The 16,148-nt window shown below is 63.6% G+C and carries 12 protein-coding genes and 1 tRNA gene; 8 read left to right on the forward strand and 5 right to left on the reverse strand.

Annotation, left to right across the window (positions count from 1 at the left end):
* Window positions 1-87 precede the first annotated feature (87 nt).
* Window positions 88-552: a rhodanese-like domain-containing protein gene (locus tag AB6809_RS06630; protein ID WP_006051242.1), complete on the reverse strand. Its 465-nt coding sequence runs from the start codon at window positions 550-552 to the stop codon at window positions 88-90.
* A 439-nt stretch (window positions 553-991) separates the two neighbouring features.
* Between AB6809_RS06630 and glnA the strand changes: the two genes are divergently transcribed.
* The 4 genes from glnA (at window position 992) to AB6809_RS06650 (ending at window position 7,572) form a co-directional block, all read left to right on the forward strand.
* Window positions 992-2,407 (forward strand): type I glutamate--ammonia ligase, encoded by a 1,416-nt coding sequence (glnA, locus tag AB6809_RS06635; protein WP_006051243.1) that lies wholly within the window; start codon window positions 992-994, stop codon window positions 2,405-2,407.
* Between the two features lie 143 nt (window positions 2,408-2,550).
* Window positions 2,551-3,693 carry a nitrogen regulation protein NR(II) gene (gene glnL, locus AB6809_RS06640; protein ID WP_006051244.1) on the forward strand — a complete coding sequence of 381 codons (1,143 nt, stop codon included), beginning with the start codon at window positions 2,551-2,553 and terminating at the stop codon, window positions 3,691-3,693.
* A 47-nt stretch (window positions 3,694-3,740) separates the two neighbouring features.
* Window positions 3,741-5,258: a nitrogen regulation protein NR(I) gene (ntrC, locus tag AB6809_RS06645; RefSeq protein WP_371026121.1), complete on the forward strand. Its 1,518-nt coding sequence runs from the start codon at window positions 3,741-3,743 to the stop codon at window positions 5,256-5,258.
* A 169-nt stretch (window positions 5,259-5,427) separates the two neighbouring features.
* Window positions 5,428-7,572 carry a prolyl oligopeptidase family protein gene (locus AB6809_RS06650; protein WP_371026123.1) on the forward strand — a complete coding sequence of 715 codons (2,145 nt, stop codon included), beginning with the start codon at window positions 5,428-5,430 and terminating at the stop codon, window positions 7,570-7,572.
* A gap of 37 nt (window positions 7,573-7,609) precedes the next feature.
* Here the strand turns inward: AB6809_RS06650 and xth are convergent, their stop codons facing one another.
* On the reverse strand, window positions 7,610-8,386 hold the full coding sequence (gene xth, locus AB6809_RS06655) for an exodeoxyribonuclease III (protein ID WP_371026124.1): 777 nt from the start codon (window positions 8,384-8,386) through the stop codon (window positions 7,610-7,612).
* A gap of 210 nt (window positions 8,387-8,596) precedes the next feature.
* Here xth and AB6809_RS06660 point away from each other — a divergent pair, with 210 nt between their 5' ends.
* Window positions 8,597-8,884 carry a hypothetical protein gene (locus AB6809_RS06660; RefSeq protein WP_006051248.1) on the forward strand — a complete coding sequence of 96 codons (288 nt, stop codon included), beginning with the start codon at window positions 8,597-8,599 and terminating at the stop codon, window positions 8,882-8,884.
* Between the two features lie 101 nt (window positions 8,885-8,985).
* A tRNA-Met gene (locus tag AB6809_RS06665) sits at window positions 8,986-9,062 on the forward strand.
* Between the two features lie 52 nt (window positions 9,063-9,114).
* Here the strand turns inward: AB6809_RS06665 and AB6809_RS06670 are convergent.
* Window positions 9,115-9,831 (reverse strand): aspartate/glutamate racemase family protein, encoded by a 717-nt coding sequence (locus AB6809_RS06670; protein WP_371026126.1) that lies wholly within the window; start codon window positions 9,829-9,831, stop codon window positions 9,115-9,117.
* A gap of 200 nt (window positions 9,832-10,031) precedes the next feature.
* On the opposite strand from AB6809_RS06670, the gene AB6809_RS06675 reads away from it, so the two are divergent.
* Window positions 10,032-11,324: an amidohydrolase family protein gene (locus AB6809_RS06675; protein ID WP_371026127.1), complete on the forward strand. Its 1,293-nt coding sequence runs from the start codon at window positions 10,032-10,034 to the stop codon at window positions 11,322-11,324.
* Between the two features lie 86 nt (window positions 11,325-11,410).
* On the opposite strand, the gene AB6809_RS06680 is transcribed toward AB6809_RS06675, so the two are convergent.
* The gene (locus AB6809_RS06680) at window positions 11,411-13,519 is read right to left on the reverse strand and encodes a M3 family metallopeptidase (RefSeq protein WP_006051251.1); all 2,109 of its coding nucleotides are present in this window, start codon (window positions 13,517-13,519) and stop codon (window positions 11,411-11,413) included.
* A 278-nt stretch (window positions 13,520-13,797) separates the two neighbouring features.
* Between AB6809_RS06680 and AB6809_RS06685 the strand changes: the two genes are divergently transcribed.
* Window positions 13,798-14,952: an acyltransferase family protein gene (locus AB6809_RS06685; protein WP_371026128.1), complete on the forward strand. Its 1,155-nt coding sequence runs from the start codon at window positions 13,798-13,800 to the stop codon at window positions 14,950-14,952.
* 209 nt (window positions 14,953-15,161) lie between these two features.
* On the opposite strand, the gene folD is transcribed toward AB6809_RS06685, so the two are convergent.
* Window positions 15,162-16,022, reverse strand: a complete 861-nt coding sequence (gene folD, locus AB6809_RS06690) for a bifunctional methylenetetrahydrofolate dehydrogenase/methenyltetrahydrofolate cyclohydrolase FolD (RefSeq protein ID WP_006051253.1) — start codon at window positions 16,020-16,022, stop codon at window positions 15,162-15,164.
* Window positions 16,023-16,148 lie beyond the last annotated feature (126 nt).

The raw sequence follows: 16,148 nt of genomic DNA on the forward strand, positions 1-16,148 counted from the left end.
CCGACCGGCGGTTCACAGGCCCGCAGCTCTGTACCGGACGCTTTACTCCCCGCTTCAATACGCCGCTCCAGCGCCCTCACGCACCCCTCACGCGCCAATCCACGGCAAGCCGCGGAAGCACCAGCCCGACACCGTCTTGCGATGTCCCTGGCCGTCCTTGTCGCCTTCGAAGCCTTCCAGCAGGTCATAAGCCTTCGTGAAGCCCGCCTGCGCCGCGGCGATCGCCGCGAGCTTGGAGCGCGCGGCGCTGCGGCACAAAAACAGCACCGGGGTATCGGGCGACGCCACGTCGCTCAACTGATGCAGGAATTCCTGATTCGGCACGGCGCCCGGATAGCGCGTCCATTCGACGTGCGCATACTGTCCGTCGCCGATCACGGGCCGGCCGACCCAGTCGAGTTCGGCGCGCGTGCGCACATCGACGAGACGCGCGCCCGTGTCGAGCTGCAGCAGTTCGAACGCCTCGGCCGGCGACAGCGCGCCGGCGTAAGGCAACTGGCTTTCGGTGCGGCGTTTGTCCGCCTGCGCATACAACTGTTCGAGGGTAGTCATGCGTTGGTCTCCTTGATCAAGTGACCATTCTAGCGCGGCGCTTTGGGCCCGCGCGGCCACCGGACGACCTGCAATCCGAGGCGACGCGCACGCTGCAACCGCTCGCCCTTTAATGGTGCAAAATGCCGCATATGCACCAAAGTCGTTCCGCGACAGCGGCCACTCCGCACCCGCGCCTCATTTTGGTGCTTACAAAAACCATCGAATTTTAGGGCTGCATATCCCCCGGTGCGCGAATTCCCCGCCGACGCGCGCACTGTCAGCACGCGCGCCGTCTTGGCGCATACATGGCACAGTTGCTGCTTTAGTCAGGCCGATCGATCAGCAACGGCTAATTTTCACATTCGCTCTTCACAATTGAGGGTGGACGCGCCGGGACGGGTCAGCTAGATTGGGCGGCGGCTGAAATCCGCCGAATTCGTTAATCAGGAGATAGGTTATGAGTAAATCCGTGGCCGACGTCGTTCAACTCGTCAAAGACGAAGACGTCAAGTTTGTCGACTTCCGTTTCACCGACACGCGCGGCAAAGAGCAACACGTTTCGGTGCCGGTGTCGGCATTCGATGAAGACAAGTTCGAAAGCGGCCATGCGTTTGACGGTTCGTCGATTGCCGGTTGGAAGGGCATCGAAGCATCGGACATGTTGCTGGTCCCGGACGCGAACACCGCCTTCATCGACCCGTTCTATGAAGAGTCCACGCTCGTTCTGACCTGCGACGTCGTCGAACCGGCTGACGGCAAGGGCTACGAACGCGACCCGCGTTCGCTGGCAAAGCGCGCCGAAGCCTATCTGAAGAGCTCGGGTCTCGGCGACACGGCATTCTTCGGTCCGGAACCGGAATTCTTCATTTTCGACTCGGTCCGGTGGAACACGGACCAGTCGGGCTGCTTCGTCAAGATCGGTTCGGAAGAAGCACCGTGGTCGTCGTCGAAGGAATTCGAAGGCGGCAACACCGGCCACCGTCCGGGCACGAAGGGCGGCTATTTCCCGGTCGCTCCGGTCGACACGTTCCAGGACATCCGCTCCGAAATGTGTCTGCTGCTCGAACAGATCGGCATTCCGGTCGAAGTGCACCACCACGAAGTCGCGGGCCAGGGCCAGAATGAAATCGGCACCAAGTTCTCGACGCTCGTGCAACGCGCCGACTGGCTGCAGCAGATGAAGTACATCATCCAGAACGTCGCGCACACGTACGGCAAGACGGCTACGTTCATGCCGAAGCCGATCGTCGGCGATAACGGTTCGGGCATGCACGTTCACCAGTCGATCTGGAAGGACGGCCAGAACCTGTTCGCGGGCAACGGCTACGCAGGTCTGTCGGAATTCGCGCTGTTCTACATCGGCGGCATCATCAAGCATGCTCGCGCGCTGAACGCGATCACGAACCCGTCGACGAACTCGTACAAGCGTCTCGTGCCGCACTTCGAAGCACCGGTCAAGCTGGCTTACTCGGCGCGCAACCGTTCGGCGTCGATCCGTATTCCGCACGTGTCGAACCCGAAGGGCCGCCGTATCGAAACGCGTTTCCCGGACCCGATGGCGAATCCGTACCTGTGCTTCTCCGCGCTGATGATGGCGGGTCTGGACGGCGTGCAGAACAAGATTCATCCGGGCGAAGCTGCCGACAAGAACCTGTACGACCTGCCGCCGGAAGAGGATGCAAAGATCCCGACCGTGTGTGCCGGCCTCGACCAGGCTCTGGACGCGCTCGACGGCGACCGCGAGTTCCTGACGCGCGGCGGCGTGTTCACGGATTCGATGCTCGACGCGTACATCGAACTGAAGACGAACGAGCTGCAACGTTATCGTCAGTCGGTGCACCCGATCGAATTCGAAATGTACTACTCGCTGTAAGCGGCAATGGCGCTTCGCCCGTCGAATGGCGAAGCGCTTTGTCCGACGCTCGCGATCGGTCACGAAGGGACGGCGGCGCCGTCCCTTTTTCATTCGACCGGACGCAGCGGTTTGCCACCATCTCCTATCGGCCAGACTGCAAGATGGTTCTAAAGAATCTGATCAAGGCGAGAAAAGGGCACGTCGACACGCTGTCCGACGACGCACAGCTCGTCGCGTCCGGACTGTTGCCGGGCTTCGAGGCGTTGCCCACCGTCGTGCTGATACTCGAGAAGCGCACGCTGCGCGTCGCGTTTGCGAACCCGTCGGCGGAGTCGATGCTCGAGCTTTCGCGCCGGCAACTCACGCAGATGGCGTGGCCGGACATCTTCTCGAATGCCGACGAACTCGTCGCCACCATCACGTCGATCGCCGCTCACCGTTTTCACGCGACGCATCTCGATGCCGTGCTCGAGCGGCCCGCTCACGAGCCGCTGCATGTGCATGCGATCGTCGGCTTTCTGGAAAGCGCGCAAGACTACGTGCTGCTCGAACTGTTCGAGAACGAGCGGCATTTGCGCAGCGACCGCGAGGAGCGCATCAACGACCTCACGGCCGTCAACAAACAGTTGATCCGCAATCTCGCGCACGAAATCAAGAATCCGCTCGGCGGGATTCGCGGCGCGGCGCAACTGCTCGAATTCGAACTGGGCGAGCGTCAGCGCGACGAGTTGCGCGAGTACACGCAGGTCATCATCAAGGAATCGGACCGGCTGCAAACGCTGGTCGACCGCTTGCTCGAGCCGCACCGGCATCCGCATATCGTCGGCGACGTGAATATTCATGAAGTGTGCGAGCGCGTGCGTCAGGTGATTCTCGCGGAGTTTCCGCGCGGCCTCACGATCGAGCGCGATTACGACGTCAGCGTGCCGGACCTGCGCGGCGACAAGGAGCAACTGATCCAGGCGCTCCTGAACATCGTGCGCAACGCGGCAGAGGCATTGCGCGAACGCATCTCGCAAGGCGACGCGCGCATCGAATTGCGCACGCGCATTGCACGCAAGATCACGGTGTCGAAACGCTTATGTAAGCTGGCACTGGACTTGCATATCATCGACAACGGCCCCGGCATTCCCGAGGACATTCGTGACCGCATCTTCTATCCGCTCGTATCGGGGCGCGAGGACGGCAGCGGTCTCGGTCTGACGCTCGCGCAGACGTTCGTGCAACAACACGACGGTCTGATCGAAGTGGAAAGCCGGCCCGGCCACACCGAGTTTCAGATTCTGCTGCCGCTCGACTACTGACACGCCTTCGCACACCGCAGGCATCTCAAGACTTCTGACAGACCTATATGAAGCCGATCTGGATAGTAGACGACGATCAATCGATTCGCTGGGTGCTTGAAAAAGCGCTCGCTCGCGAAAACTTCGCGACGCGCAGCTTCGCGAACGTGCGCGAGGCGTCGGCGGCGCTCGATCACGAAAGCCCGCAGGTGCTGGTGTCCGACATCCGGATGCCGGGCGGCTCGGGCCTCGAATTGCTGCAAACCGTGCGTGACAAGGTGCCGGGCTTGCCGGTCATCATCATGACGGCGTTCTCCGATCTGGACAGCGCGGTCGCCGCGTTCCAGGGCGGCGCGTTCGAATATCTCGCGAAGCCGTTCGACATCGACAAAGCGGTCGAGCTGATCCGCCGCGCGGTGGACGAGAGCATGCGCGGCGAACAGACGTGGGACGACCGCGTTGCCGATGCACCCGAAATGCTCGGCCAGGCGCCCGCGATGCAGGACATGTTTCGCGCGATCGGACGTTTGTCCCATTCGGCGGCAACCGTGCTCATTACCGGCGAATCGGGCACCGGAAAGGAACTGGTCGCGCGTGCGTTGCACCGGCATAGCCCACGCGCGAACGGTCCCTTCATTGCGCTGAACACCGCGGCGATTCCAAAAGATCTATTGGAATCGGAACTATTCGGCCATGAGCGCGGCGCCTTCACTGGCGCGCAGGCAATGCGCCAGGGCCGCTTCGAGCAGGCCGAAAACGGCACGCTGTTTCTCGATGAAATCGGCGATATGCCGTTCGATTTGCAGACGCGTCTGTTGCGTGTGCTCTCCGATGGCCAGTTCTATCGGGTCGGCGGCCACAATCCGCTGCGCGCCAACGTGCGCGTGATCGCGGCGACGCACCAGAATCTGGAATCGCGCGTACGTCAGGGGCTTTTCCGCGAGGACTTGTATCACCGTCTCAACGTGATTCGCCTGCGTTTGCCCGCGTTGCGCGAGCGCAGCGAAGACATTCCGCTGCTCACCCGGCATTTTCTGCAGAAGAGCGCGCGCGATCTGGGCGTCGAGCCGAAGCGCGTATCGGAAGAGGCGCTCGCTTATCTGGCTTCGCTGCCGTTTCCGGGCAATGTGCGGCAGTTGGAGAATCTCGCTAACTGGCTCACGGTGATGGCGCCCGCGCAGACCATCGAGATCAAGGACTTGCCGCCGGATCTCGGTCCCGCGCAGGCCGGCGCGACGGATCTTACGACGGGCGGGGGCGGCAGTCCGATCGGTAGCGCGGACGCGGGCCTCGCGGCCACGGCGCCGATCAATGGCGGAAGCGTGGCGACGCATGCGGGCATGCCGGGCGGCCTGCCGGTTGCCACGGTCAGCGCATGGGAAGGCGGCTTGCGCACGGAAGTCGCACGCTTGCTGCGCGAGAATTCCGCGGACGTGATGGACGAACTCGCACGCCGTTTCGAAGCGGCGGTGATTCGCGAGGCGCTCGACTTCACGCGCGGTCGCAAGGTCGAGGCGGCGGAGCGTCTCGGTATCGGACGCAATACGATTACGCGCAAGATTCAGGAGCTCAATCTCGAGCCTTGATTCGATGACCGCACGGCATGTGTGAAGGCGGCGGGCGGCGGCATGGATATCGCGTCCGGCCGCCGCTTGCGCCTTTATCCGAACATCCAGACATTGAACCGCCGCGCAAACACCGCCGCTTCTCGCGCGGCAAGGCATAATCAACGCTGTTTTTATCCGACAGCTCACGATGCCCCCTGCCTCTTCCGCTAGTTCTCCCTGGCCGTTTTCCACCGATCCGTTCCTGTGGCTCGAAGCGCTCGACGACCCCGAAGCACTCGCGTGGGTCGACGAGCAGAACGCCCGCACCCGCGCCGCGTGGTGCAGCGGTGAGCGACTCGACACGCTCACACAATGGCTCGCCGATGCGTATCTGCCGCGCGAACGCCCCGTCATTCCCACTCGATGGAAAGAGTGGGCGTACGACCTGTGGCAGGACGACCGCAATCCCAAAGGGCTGTGGCGGCGCACCACGTGGGCGGCGTGGCGCGGCGGTAAGCCTGAGTGGCAGAACCTGATCGACTTCGACGCGCTAGGCGAAGCCGAAGGCACGCCGTGGGTCTGCGTCGAGTTCGACATTCTTTACCCGGATGGCGATCGCGCGTTGATCACCATGTCGCCAGGCGGGTCGGACGCGGTCGTCGTGCGCGAGTTCGACATCGACGCGCGACGCCTCGTCGACGACGGCTTTGTGATCGCGAAGGCGGGCAAGCATGCGGCGTCGTGGATCGACCGCGATACGCTTTACGTCGGCTGGGACAATGGGAGCGAGAGCCTGACGCGCTCCGGCTATCCGCGCGAAGCGCGGCGCTGGACGCGCGGGACGGCGCTCGCCGACGCGCCCGTGGTGTTCGAGGGCGCGTATGACGACATCGGCGTGCAAGCGCACTACGATCCGGTGGAAAAGCGTCACACGGTCGTGAGCAGCGTCGATTTCTTCGACTCGCACAGGTACTACCTCGACGCGGCGAACGGCGTCCCGCTTGCCGCCGATGCGTGGCGTCGTTACGACGTGCCCTCGCATGTCGCGGTGGGCGGCTGGAACGGCTGGCTGCTGCTCGAGCCGCGCCTCGACTGGCATTACGATGAAGTGACGTATCCGGGCGGCGCGCTGCTGGCGATCCGTGAAGACGCGTTCCTGCGCGGCGAGCGCGAGGTCACGCCGTTGTTCATCCCGACTTCGCAGACGTCCGCCTGCGAATGGACGCACACGCGCAACCAGCTCATCGTGTCGTATCTGGAAGACGTGCAGAACAAGACCTTGCTGTTCACGCCGATGCAATCCGCCGATCACACATGGCAGTGGCAACAGCGTGTCTTCCCGTCGCACGGCGAGGGGCAGGCCGACGTCTCGCCGGTGGAGTCGACGTTGAACGACGAAGTGTTCGTCGATACCGACGACTATCTGCAGCCGCCCGCGTACTGGCTCGCCGATCTTGCCCGCGACGATCTCACCGCGTGGGAGTTGGTCCACCGCTGGCCGACGCAGTTCGACGCGACGCGCTATGTGGTGACGCGCGGCGACGCCGTTTCCGCGGACGGCACGCGCGTGCCGTACACGGTGATCGGACCGCGCGACGCGCAAGCTGCCGCCGAGCGCATGGATCATGCGGATCGCGCCGAACAGCATGTCACGCGGCCGTGTCTGCTGACCGGCTATGGCGGCTTCGCGATTCCGTTATTGCCGAGCTATCTCGCGGGGCAGGGCATCGGCTGGCTCGAGCGCGGCGGCGTGTACGTGGTCGCACACATTCGCGGCGGCGGCGAGTTCGGCACGCCCTGGCACACGGCGGCGCAGACCGAGCATCGGCAACGCGCTTTCGACGATTTCATCGCGGTTGCCGAAGCGCTCGTCGCAAGCGGCGTGACGAGCGCCGCGCAGCTCGGCATCCAGGGCGGCAGCAACGGTGGCCTGCTGGTGGCGGCGTGCATGGTGCAGCGCCCGGAGCTGTTCGGCGCGGTGGTCTGCGAAGTGCCGCTGCTCGACATGAGCCGCTATCACCTGCTGCATGCCGGCGCGTCGTGGATCGACGAATACGGCGATCCCGACGATCGCGCCGCCGCGCGCGTGCTCGCCGCCTACTCGCCGTATCACCGCGTGACGGCGGGCGTGAAGTATCCGCCGGTGATGTTCACGACGTCGACCGCCGACGACCGCGTGCATCCCGGCCATGCCCGCAAGATGGCGGCGCGCATGCAGGCGCTTGGTGTGGATAACGTGTGGTATCGCGAGAATACGGAGGGCGGTCACGGCGGCTCCGACGAACTGGAGCAGGCCGAGCACGACGCGATGGTGTTCGAGTTTTTGTGGGGAACGCTGGGGGTTTCGGCTTGAGCGTGTGTGCGAATGCGAATGCGTCGGGGCGCCTCTATCAACCTAGTTGCGCGACGACCGGCGCGTGGTCCGACGGCTGGTCCCATTTGCGCGGCACCTTGTCGACCTCGCACGAAGCGCACGTTTCGGCCAGCGCCTTCGACAGCAGAATATGGTCGATGCGCAGACCCGCGTTGCGTCGGAAAGCCATCATCCGGTAGTCCCACCACGAATAGATTTTTTCCGGCTGCTCGAACTGACGGAATGCGTCGACGAGACCGAGTTCGATCAGCCGCACGAACTCCGCGCGTTCTTCCGGCGACACCAGGTTTTGACCTTCCCAAGCCTTCGGATCGTGCACGTCGCGGTCGTCGGGTGCGATGTTGTAATCGCCGAGCAGCGCGAGCTTCGGATACAGCGCCATCTCGCTTTTGACCCAGTCGTGCAGCGCGGCAAGCCAGCGCAGCTTGTACGCGAACTTGTCGGTGCGGGGTGCCTGGCCGTTCGGAAAATAGGCGGAAATAATGCGCACGCCCTCGACGGTCGCCGCGACCACGCGCTGCTGCAAGTCATCAAAGCCCGGAATGTTTCGCACGACGCTCGCTTCGTCGACGTTGAGCCCCGCGCGCACCAGAATGCCGACGCCGTTGTACGTCTTCTGGCCCGCGAACCAGCTCCGGTAGCCTTTCTCTTCGAGTTCCGCGCGCGGAAACTTTTCGTCGGGCAGCTTCAGTTCCTGAAGGCACAGTACGTCGGTGCCGCTGGTTTCGAGCCAGTCGATCACGTGCTGCTGGCGGACTTTGAGTGAGTTGACGTTCCAGGTGGCGATTTTCACGGGAGATTCTCAAGCTGAATGGCGCAGGAGCCGTAGCTTACCAGCGCCCGCGCGAAGGCGACGATTTTCGCTGCGCTCACACCCGTACTCACGCCCACACCGCGCCTCGTGCATCGAAAATAAAAAGCCGATGCGCGCCGCGCGCAGCGTATAGTGGGGTGATATTCACAGTTCGACTCACTCAGGCACCGGCGTGCACCGGAGGGCATCATGGCTCAGGCTTATCCAGATCTTTATAAGGACTTCGAAGTGCATCCGCTGGTTTTCTCGCGGGCGTTCGACAAATTCGACGGTCACAAGCGGCATGCGGAAGGCTACGACGTCGCGGTGCGCGTCTGCCGTCCGGGTGCCATTAGCGGTTCGAAGGCGAGCCGTGTGTTTCGTCTCGTGCTGCCCGCCACGTTCTCCGACTTCGGCGTCGCAAAACGCAGCGCGAGTCAGTACGGCGCGGATATTATCGACGGCAAGATCGAGGGCGCGACGGTTCAGGATCTGTGATTCGCGGTGCGGATTTTGCGCGTCGAATGGCATGCCGACACCGTTAGTCGAAGCAATAGTTTGACGTTTTGCCGACGCCCCTATATACTCTTTTTCTCTGACGCGGGGTGGAGCAGTCTGGCAGCTCGTCGGGCTCATAACCCGAAGGTCGTAGGTTCAAATCCTACCCCCGCAACCAGGCATTATTGAAAGCCCGCTGGCGCAAGCCACGCGGGCTTTTTCATTTGCTGTCAGTCATCCGCAATCGCCTCATCACCCCCAATCGCCCACTCCACCGCCGCTTGCGCATGCAACGCCGTCGTATCGAACACGGGCAGCACGGAATCTTCCGCCTTGATCAGCAACGTGATCTCGGTGCAGCCGAGAATTACCGCCTGCGCGCCGCGCGCGGCCAGCGATTCGATCACACCTTGATATATCGTGCGCGACTCGCTCTTCACGTTGCCGTGACACAGCTCGTCGTAGATGATGCGGTGCACGTCCGCGCGTTGCGCTTCTTCCGGCACCAGCGTTTCAAGGCCGTAGCGCTCGCGTAGCCGTCCCGTGTAAAAAGCCTGCTCCATCGTATAGCGCGTGCCGAGCAAACCGACTCGTTCGACGCCCGCCGCGCGCAGCGCGTTGCCGGTCGGATCGGCGATATGCAGGAACGGCACATGAATGGCGCGCTCGATCGACTCATACACGCGATGCATCGTGTTGGTCGCAAGCATCACGAGCCCGGCGCCGCCGCGTTCGAGTTGACGCGCCGCATCGGCCATCTGTTCGCCGAGCGCGTGCCAGTCGCCCGCCCGCTGATTCGCTTCGATGGGCGCGAAGTCCACTGTCAGCATCAGGCTGCGCGCGTTGTGATGACCGCCGAGGCGCGCCTTCGCGTGGCGGTTGATCAGCCTGTAATACTCGGCGGAAGATTCCCAGCTCATGCCGCCGATCACACCTATCGTCTTCATCCGCACGCTCCTCAATGAACAACGCCATAACGTGAACCGAGTATAGGTGCGCCGTGCCGCGGGTTGCCGGTACGGATTGCTCGCTGCCGGCCGGTACGGGGATCCCAATTTAAGCGCGTACAAAACCGGCGCGGCCTTTCTGACGCCGATAGAATCGTCATGAATCACGACGCGAACGCCGACACAAAAAGGAGCGAGATATGGACCTGATCATCCGCCGCGCGATGCTGCCGCCACGCGTCGCGCCGCAAGCGAAGCACGCGGTCGACATCGGCATCGAAGCGGGGCGCATTGTCGCGGTCGAAGCGAATCTGGCCGCCGTCGCGCGCGACGAAATCGACGCGGCCGGCTCGCTCGTCACGCCGCCTTTCGTCGATCCGCATTTCCATATGGACGCAACGCTGTCCTACGGTTTGCCACGCGTGAACGCGTCGGGCACGCTGCTCGAAGGCATCGCGCTGTGGGGCGAACTCAAGCCGCATCTCACGCAGGGGGCGCTGATCGAACGCGCGATGCAGTACTGCGACTGGGCGGTCGCGCGCGGGCTGCTGGCGATCCGCAGTCACGTCGATGTGTGCGATCCGCGCCTGCTCGCCGTCGAGGCGCTCGTCGAAGTAAAGCGCCGTGTCGCGCCGTATCTGGACCTGCAACTCGTCGCGTTTCCGCAAGACGGCGTGCTGCGCAGTGCCGGCGCTTTCGAAAACCTCAAGCGGTCGATTGCAATGGGCGTCGACGTGGTCGGCGGCATTCCGCATTTCGAACGCACGATGGCCGACGGCGCGCAATCCGTGCGCATGTTGTGCGAGTACGCGGCCGAGCAGGGCTTGCGAGTGGACATGCACTGCGACGAATCGGACGATCCGATGTCGCGCCACATCGAAACACTCGCCGCCGAAACGCAGCGCCTCGGCTTGCATGGGCGCGTCACCGGTTCGCATCTCACGTCGATGCATTCGATGGACAACTACTACGTGAGCAAGCTGTTGCCGCTGATGCGCGAGTCGGGCGTATCGGCGATTGCAAATCCGCTCATCAACATCACGTTGCAGGGACGCAGCGACACGTACCCGAAGCGGCGCGGCATGACGCGCGTGCCGGAGATGATGGCGGCGGGCATCAACGTCGCGTTCGGGCACGATTGCGTGATGGACCCGTGGTATAGCCTCGGCTCGGGCGACATGCTCGAAGTCGCGCACATGGGCTTGCACGTCGCGCAGATGACGGGCGTCGAAGGCATGCACGCGTGCTTCGACGCGGTCACGGTGAACGGCGCGCGCATTCTCGGTCTGGAAGACTACGGTGTCGCGCCGGGGTGCGCCGCCAACCTCGTGCTGCTCGACGCGCGCGATCCGGTGGAAGCGATCCGCCTGCGCGCGGCGCGGCTGGCGGTGATCAGCCGCGGCAAGGTGGTGAGCCGCGCACCGGCGGCGCGCGCGGCGTTGTCGCTCGACGGACGTCCTTCGGAAGTGGACTTCAAGCTGCATCGCGACTGACCTGACCGCCGTACGCAGCCAGCAAAAAAGCCGGTGTCCGCATTGTGCGGAACACCGGCTTTTCATCGCATCACAACACCATTCATTCAGTGCGCGGCGGCAGGCGTCATGCCGTTATGCCGCAGCAGCGCGTCGATGTTCGGCTCGCGTCCGCGGAACGCCTTGAACGACTCCATCGCCGGGCGGCTGCCGCCCACTTCGAGAATCTCCTTGCGATAGCGCATGCCGGTTGCCTGATCGAGCACACTGCCGCTCGCCGATTGCGCGGCTTCCTCGAATGCCGCATACGCGTCGGCGGACAGCACCTCGGCCCACTTGTAGCTGTAGTAGCCCGCCGCATAACCGCCCGCGAAAACGTGGCTGAACGTGTTCGGCCAACGCGAGAAGGGCGCTTGCGGCACGACATGAAAGCGCTCGTTGATCTCGCTCGCGAGTTGCGTCGCGTTCTTCGTGCCGGTCGCGTCGAAGCCGGTATGCAACTGCATGTCGAACATCGAGAACACGATCTGCCGCAAGGTGCCGAGCCCGCTCTGGAAATTCTTCGCGGCAAGCATCTTGTCGAACAGTTCGCGCGGCAGCGGCTGCGCCGTTTCGACGTGCGAGGTCATGTCGGAGAGCACGTCCCACTCCCAGCAGAAGTTCTCCATGAACTGCGACGGCAGTTCGACCGCGTCCCACTCGACGCCGTTGATGCCGGACACGCCGAGTTCGTCGACGCGCGTCAGCATGTGATGCAGCCCGTGCCCAAACTCGTGGAAGAGCGTGATGACTTCGTCGTGCGTGAAGCATGCAGGCTTGCCGCCGACCGGCGCCGAAAAGTTGCAGGTCAGATACGCAACCGGCGTTTGCACGCCGCCGTGCGTATGCTTGTGACGGCCGCGCGCGTCGTCCATCCAGGCGCCGCCGCGTTTGCCTTCGCGTGCGTACAGGTCGAGGTAGAACTGTGCGACGAGGCCGCCGTCCTGATTCTCGACGCGGAAAAAGCGCACGTCCGGATGCCACACGGCGGCTTCGTCGCGGCGGATACGCACGCCGAACAAAGTCTCGGTGACTTTAAAAAGGCCCTTGAAAACAGCGTCTTCCGGGAAGTACTGCTTCACTTCGTTTTCCGAGAACGAATAGCGCTTCTGACGCAGACGCTCGGCGGCAAACGTCATGTCCCACGGTTGCAGGTCGCTCAGGCCGAGTTCATTCGCCGCGAATTCGCGCAGTTCCTTCCAGTCCTGCTCCGCATGCGGACGCGCGCGCGTGGCGAGGTCTTCGAGGAAAGTCATGACCTGTTCCGGCGATTCCGCCATTTTCGGCGCGAGCGAGACCTCGGCGAAATTGTTGTAGCCGAGCATGTGCGCTTCTTCCGCGCGCAGTTTCAACTGCTCGGCGAGCACCGACGTGTTGTCCCACTCGGGCTTGCCGTTGCCGTATTGCGGACCGAGTTCCGACGCGCGCGTCACATACGCGCGGTACATCGCCTCGCGCATCGGACGGTTCTCCGAGTACTGCATGACCGGGAAGTACGACGGGAAATGCAGCGTGAATTTGTAGCCGGTCTTGCCGTCGCGCTCAGCCGCTTCTTTCGCGGCTTCGATCACGTCTTCAGGCAGACCGGCGAGTGCCGCTTCGTTGCCGGCTTCGACGACATACGCATAAGCGTTCGTCGCATCGAGCACATGATCGGAAAACGCCTTCGAGAGCGCCGCCTGCTTCTCCTGCAATTCGGCGAAATGCGGCTTCTGGTCCTCGGGCAATTCGGCGCCGGACAGACGGAAATCGCGCAGCGCGTTGCTGAGAATCTTCTGGCGCTCACTGCTGAGCGCGGCGAATTCGTCGCTTGCGTTCAGCGTCTTGTACTTCTCGTACAGCGCAAGATTCTGCCCGACGCTCGACCAGAACTCGGTCACGCGCGGCAGGTTTTCGCCATACACGGCGCGCAGTTCCGGCGTATCGGCAACAGCGTTCAGATGACCGACGACGCTCCATGCGCGCGACAGCGGTTCGGTCGCGCGCTCGACGGGCTCGACGACATCGGCCCACGAAGCGGGTGTAACCGGCAAAGCGGCGCGCTCGACTGCGGCCGCTGCATCGGCGAGCAGCACATCGAGCGCGGGCGTGACGTGTTCGGGGCGGATTTCGCCAAAGCGCGGCAGGTCGGAGAAATCGAGGAGCGGATTGTCGTGATTCGAGACGGTAGTGGACATGAGGCTTCCTGTCTGACGCGGGTGAACGGTTGATGACTAACGGATACTTTAACCGGTGCTGGGCGGCGTGCGCGCGGCGGCGCCCCATCGCACCTGACATCCATAGTATTGGGGCAGGCATACAAATTACCAGATGTCGCGGCGCGCGGCGCTTCTGTGCGAAAGCGAACTGTGTCAAACGGCGCCGCGCCGCATGCTGATGCGTCCGTCGCTTGACTGCGGAGTGGCGGCTCAGCACTTCAGTTGACGCTTTCCGACGCTTTCCCCAAGAGGTATCGATGCACCCGCTTTCGCACGCTCTATCGCGCAACGGCAACAATTTCGACCTGGTGCGGCTTGTCGCCGCCGTGGCCGTCGTGTATGGCCATTCGTATCTGCTGCAGGCGCCGGACGGCTCGAGCGACTGGGTCCACAACGCGCTCGGTTTCGACGGCTTCGGCGCGCTCGGCGTCTATGCGTTCTTCCTGTTGAGCGGCATGCTCGTGACCGCGAGCTTCGACCGTCAACGCTCGGTGCCGCGCTTTACGGTGCTGCGCATCGCGCGTCTGTGGCCGGCAGTGGCGCTCGGCTCGCTGGTGACGGTGTTCATTGTCGGGCCGTTGTTCACGACGCTGCCGCTGCGCGAGTATTTCAGCTCCGGCATGACGTGGGCGAACCTCGACAACTTTTCCACCATCGTGATGAACACCGGCTGGGCGCTGCCCGGCGTGTTCGAACACAACCGCTTTCCCGTCGACGTCAGCAGTCCGCTATGGACGCTTCCGCTGCAAGTGCGCTGCTATCTGATCGTGCTCGCGGCGGGCATGCTCGGTCTGCTGTCGAGCCCGCGCGGCGCATTGCTCGCGGCGGCGCTCGGCATTGCCGCCTTCGTGCTGCGCGTGCATTTGCCGCCGCATCTGACGCCGCATTCGCTGCCGCTCGTGCAGATCGGCTTGCGCGACTTCAGCGAGACGCCCGGCGGCTATTCGTTCTGGCCGGAGCCGTTCTTCATGCTCGGCGTGCTGCTGTATGGATTGCGCGAGCGGATCGACATCCACGGTCTGATGGCGCTCGCGTTGACGATGGTGTTTCTGGTGTTCCGCGATACGGCGGGCGCGCAGCCGTTGTTCTATCTGGCTTTTGTGTATGGCGTGCTGTGGGTCGGCATGACGCCGCTGTTGCGGCGCTTTGTGCCGCGCCATGACTACTCGTACGGCATCTATCTGTATGGCTTCATGGTGCAGCAATGCGTGGCGAATATCGCGCCGCAATTGAGTCATGTGACGGCGGTGCTGATCGCCGCGCCGTTTATCGTGCTGTGCGCCGCGCTGTCGTGGCACTGTGTCGAACGGCCGGTGCTGATGTGGTGCCGCGCGCGCCTCGCGCGCCCGCATGCGGTGCGTGCCGACGCGCGGCCGGCCAGCAAGCAGGGCGCGCGCGAAACCGTGCGCTGACGGTCATGCAGCAAGCGTTTGGATTCAAAGGGTGATGGAGTGAGACTGAAGTGCGAGGAGAGGCAGGGCGGGGACGCAGACGAGCGTGAGTCATAGCGAGTCGGACAAAATCTCGACTCACGCCGATATGAAAGCAGCAGTCAAACCGGGGTTGCGTAGCGAGTTGAAAGCGCGGGGCTGGCAGTTGCCCAGCGCTTTCCTTTTTACCTTCAGGCCTTCTTCGCTGCCTCGCGCTCCGCGGCTTCAATCGTATTCACGAGCAGCATCGTGATCGTCATCGGACCGACGCCGCCCGGCACCGGCGTGATGTAGCCGGCCACTTCCTTGACGCCCGCGAAATCGACGTCGCCGCACAGCTTGCCGGCCTCGTCGCGATTCATGCCGACGTCGATCACCGCCGCGCCCGGCTTCACCATGTCGGCGGTGACGAGGTTGCGCAGGCCGGTGGCCGCGACCACGATGTCGGCATTGCGCGTGTGCGCGGCGAGATCGCGCGTCTTGCTGTGGCAGATCGTGACCGTCGCGCCCGCTTCGAGCAGCAGCAGCGCCATCGGCTTGCCGACGATGTTCGAGCGGCCGATCACCACTGCGTTCGCGCCTTGCAGCGGAATCTCATAGGCGGCGAGCATCTTCATCACGCCGTACGGCGTGCACGGACGGAACAACGGCTTGCCGGTCAGCAACGCGCCCGCATTGGCGACGTGAAAGCCGTCCACGTCCTTCTCCGGCGCGATCGCCTCGATCACCTTGTGGCTGTCGATATGCGGCGGCAGCGGCAGTTGCACGAGAATGCCGTGGATCAGCGGGTCGCGATTGAGTTCGTCGATACGCTCGAGCAGTTCGGCTTCCGACAGGTCCGCCGGATAACGGTCGAGCGACGAGCCCAGACCGTTGTCGTGGCACGCCTTGACCTTGTTGCGCACGTAGACTTCGCTGGCCGGATTGTCGCCGACGAGCACGACAGCGAGCCCCGGCTGATGGCCGCGGGCGGTCAGCGCGGCGGCGCGTGCGGCGACGTCGGCGCGCAGTGTCTTGGAGAGGGCGAGGCCGTCGATCAGTTTGGCAGTCATGGTCGGTCGAGAGGGGCAGTATGGAAAGCGGAGCAGCGCGTGCCGCGCGCGATGGCGTTTTTCAGCAGCAACGGGTCGGCACATGAAAAGCGCGCGACGCTAATCGGAGATAGGCGTCGCTGCAAA

Origin of the sequence: Paraburkholderia sp. RCC_158 (genome assembly GCF_041355255.1) — a bacterium.
In the GTDB taxonomy this organism is placed as follows: Bacteria; Pseudomonadota; Gammaproteobacteria; order Burkholderiales; family Burkholderiaceae; genus Paraburkholderia; species Paraburkholderia graminis.

Bases quoted from the DNA above. Each gene is read 5' to 3' on its own strand.
- AB6809_RS06660 (WP_006051248.1), top strand. From the start codon at position 8,597: ATGGCTCAGGCTTATCCAGATCTTTATAAGGACTTCGAAGTGCATCCG.
- ntrC (WP_371026121.1), top strand. From the start codon at position 3,741: ATGAAGCCGATCTGGATAGTAGACGACGATCAATCGATTCGCTGGGTG.
- AB6809_RS06650 (WP_371026123.1), top strand. From the start codon at position 5,428: ATGCCCCCTGCCTCTTCCGCTAGTTCTCCCTGGCCGTTTTCCACCGAT.
- AB6809_RS06685 (WP_371026128.1), top strand. From the start codon at position 13,798: ATGCACCCGCTTTCGCACGCTCTATCGCGCAACGGCAACAATTTCGAC.
- AB6809_RS06675 (WP_371026127.1), top strand. From the start codon at position 10,032: ATGGACCTGATCATCCGCCGCGCGATGCTGCCGCCACGCGTCGCGCCG.
- AB6809_RS06670 (WP_371026126.1), bottom strand. From the start codon at position 9,831: ATGAAGACGATAGGTGTGATCGGCGGCATGAGCTGGGAATCTTCCGCC.
- AB6809_RS06680 (WP_006051251.1), bottom strand. From the start codon at position 13,519: ATGTCCACTACCGTCTCGAATCACGACAATCCGCTCCTCGATTTCTCC.
- glnL (WP_006051244.1), top strand. From the start codon at position 2,551: ATGGTTCTAAAGAATCTGATCAAGGCGAGAAAAGGGCACGTCGACACG.
- folD (WP_006051253.1), bottom strand. From the start codon at position 16,022: ATGACTGCCAAACTGATCGACGGCCTCGCCCTCTCCAAGACACTGCGC.
- AB6809_RS06630 (WP_006051242.1), bottom strand. From the start codon at position 552: ATGACTACCCTCGAACAGTTGTATGCGCAGGCGGACAAACGCCGCACC.
- glnA (WP_006051243.1), top strand. From the start codon at position 992: ATGAGTAAATCCGTGGCCGACGTCGTTCAACTCGTCAAAGACGAAGAC.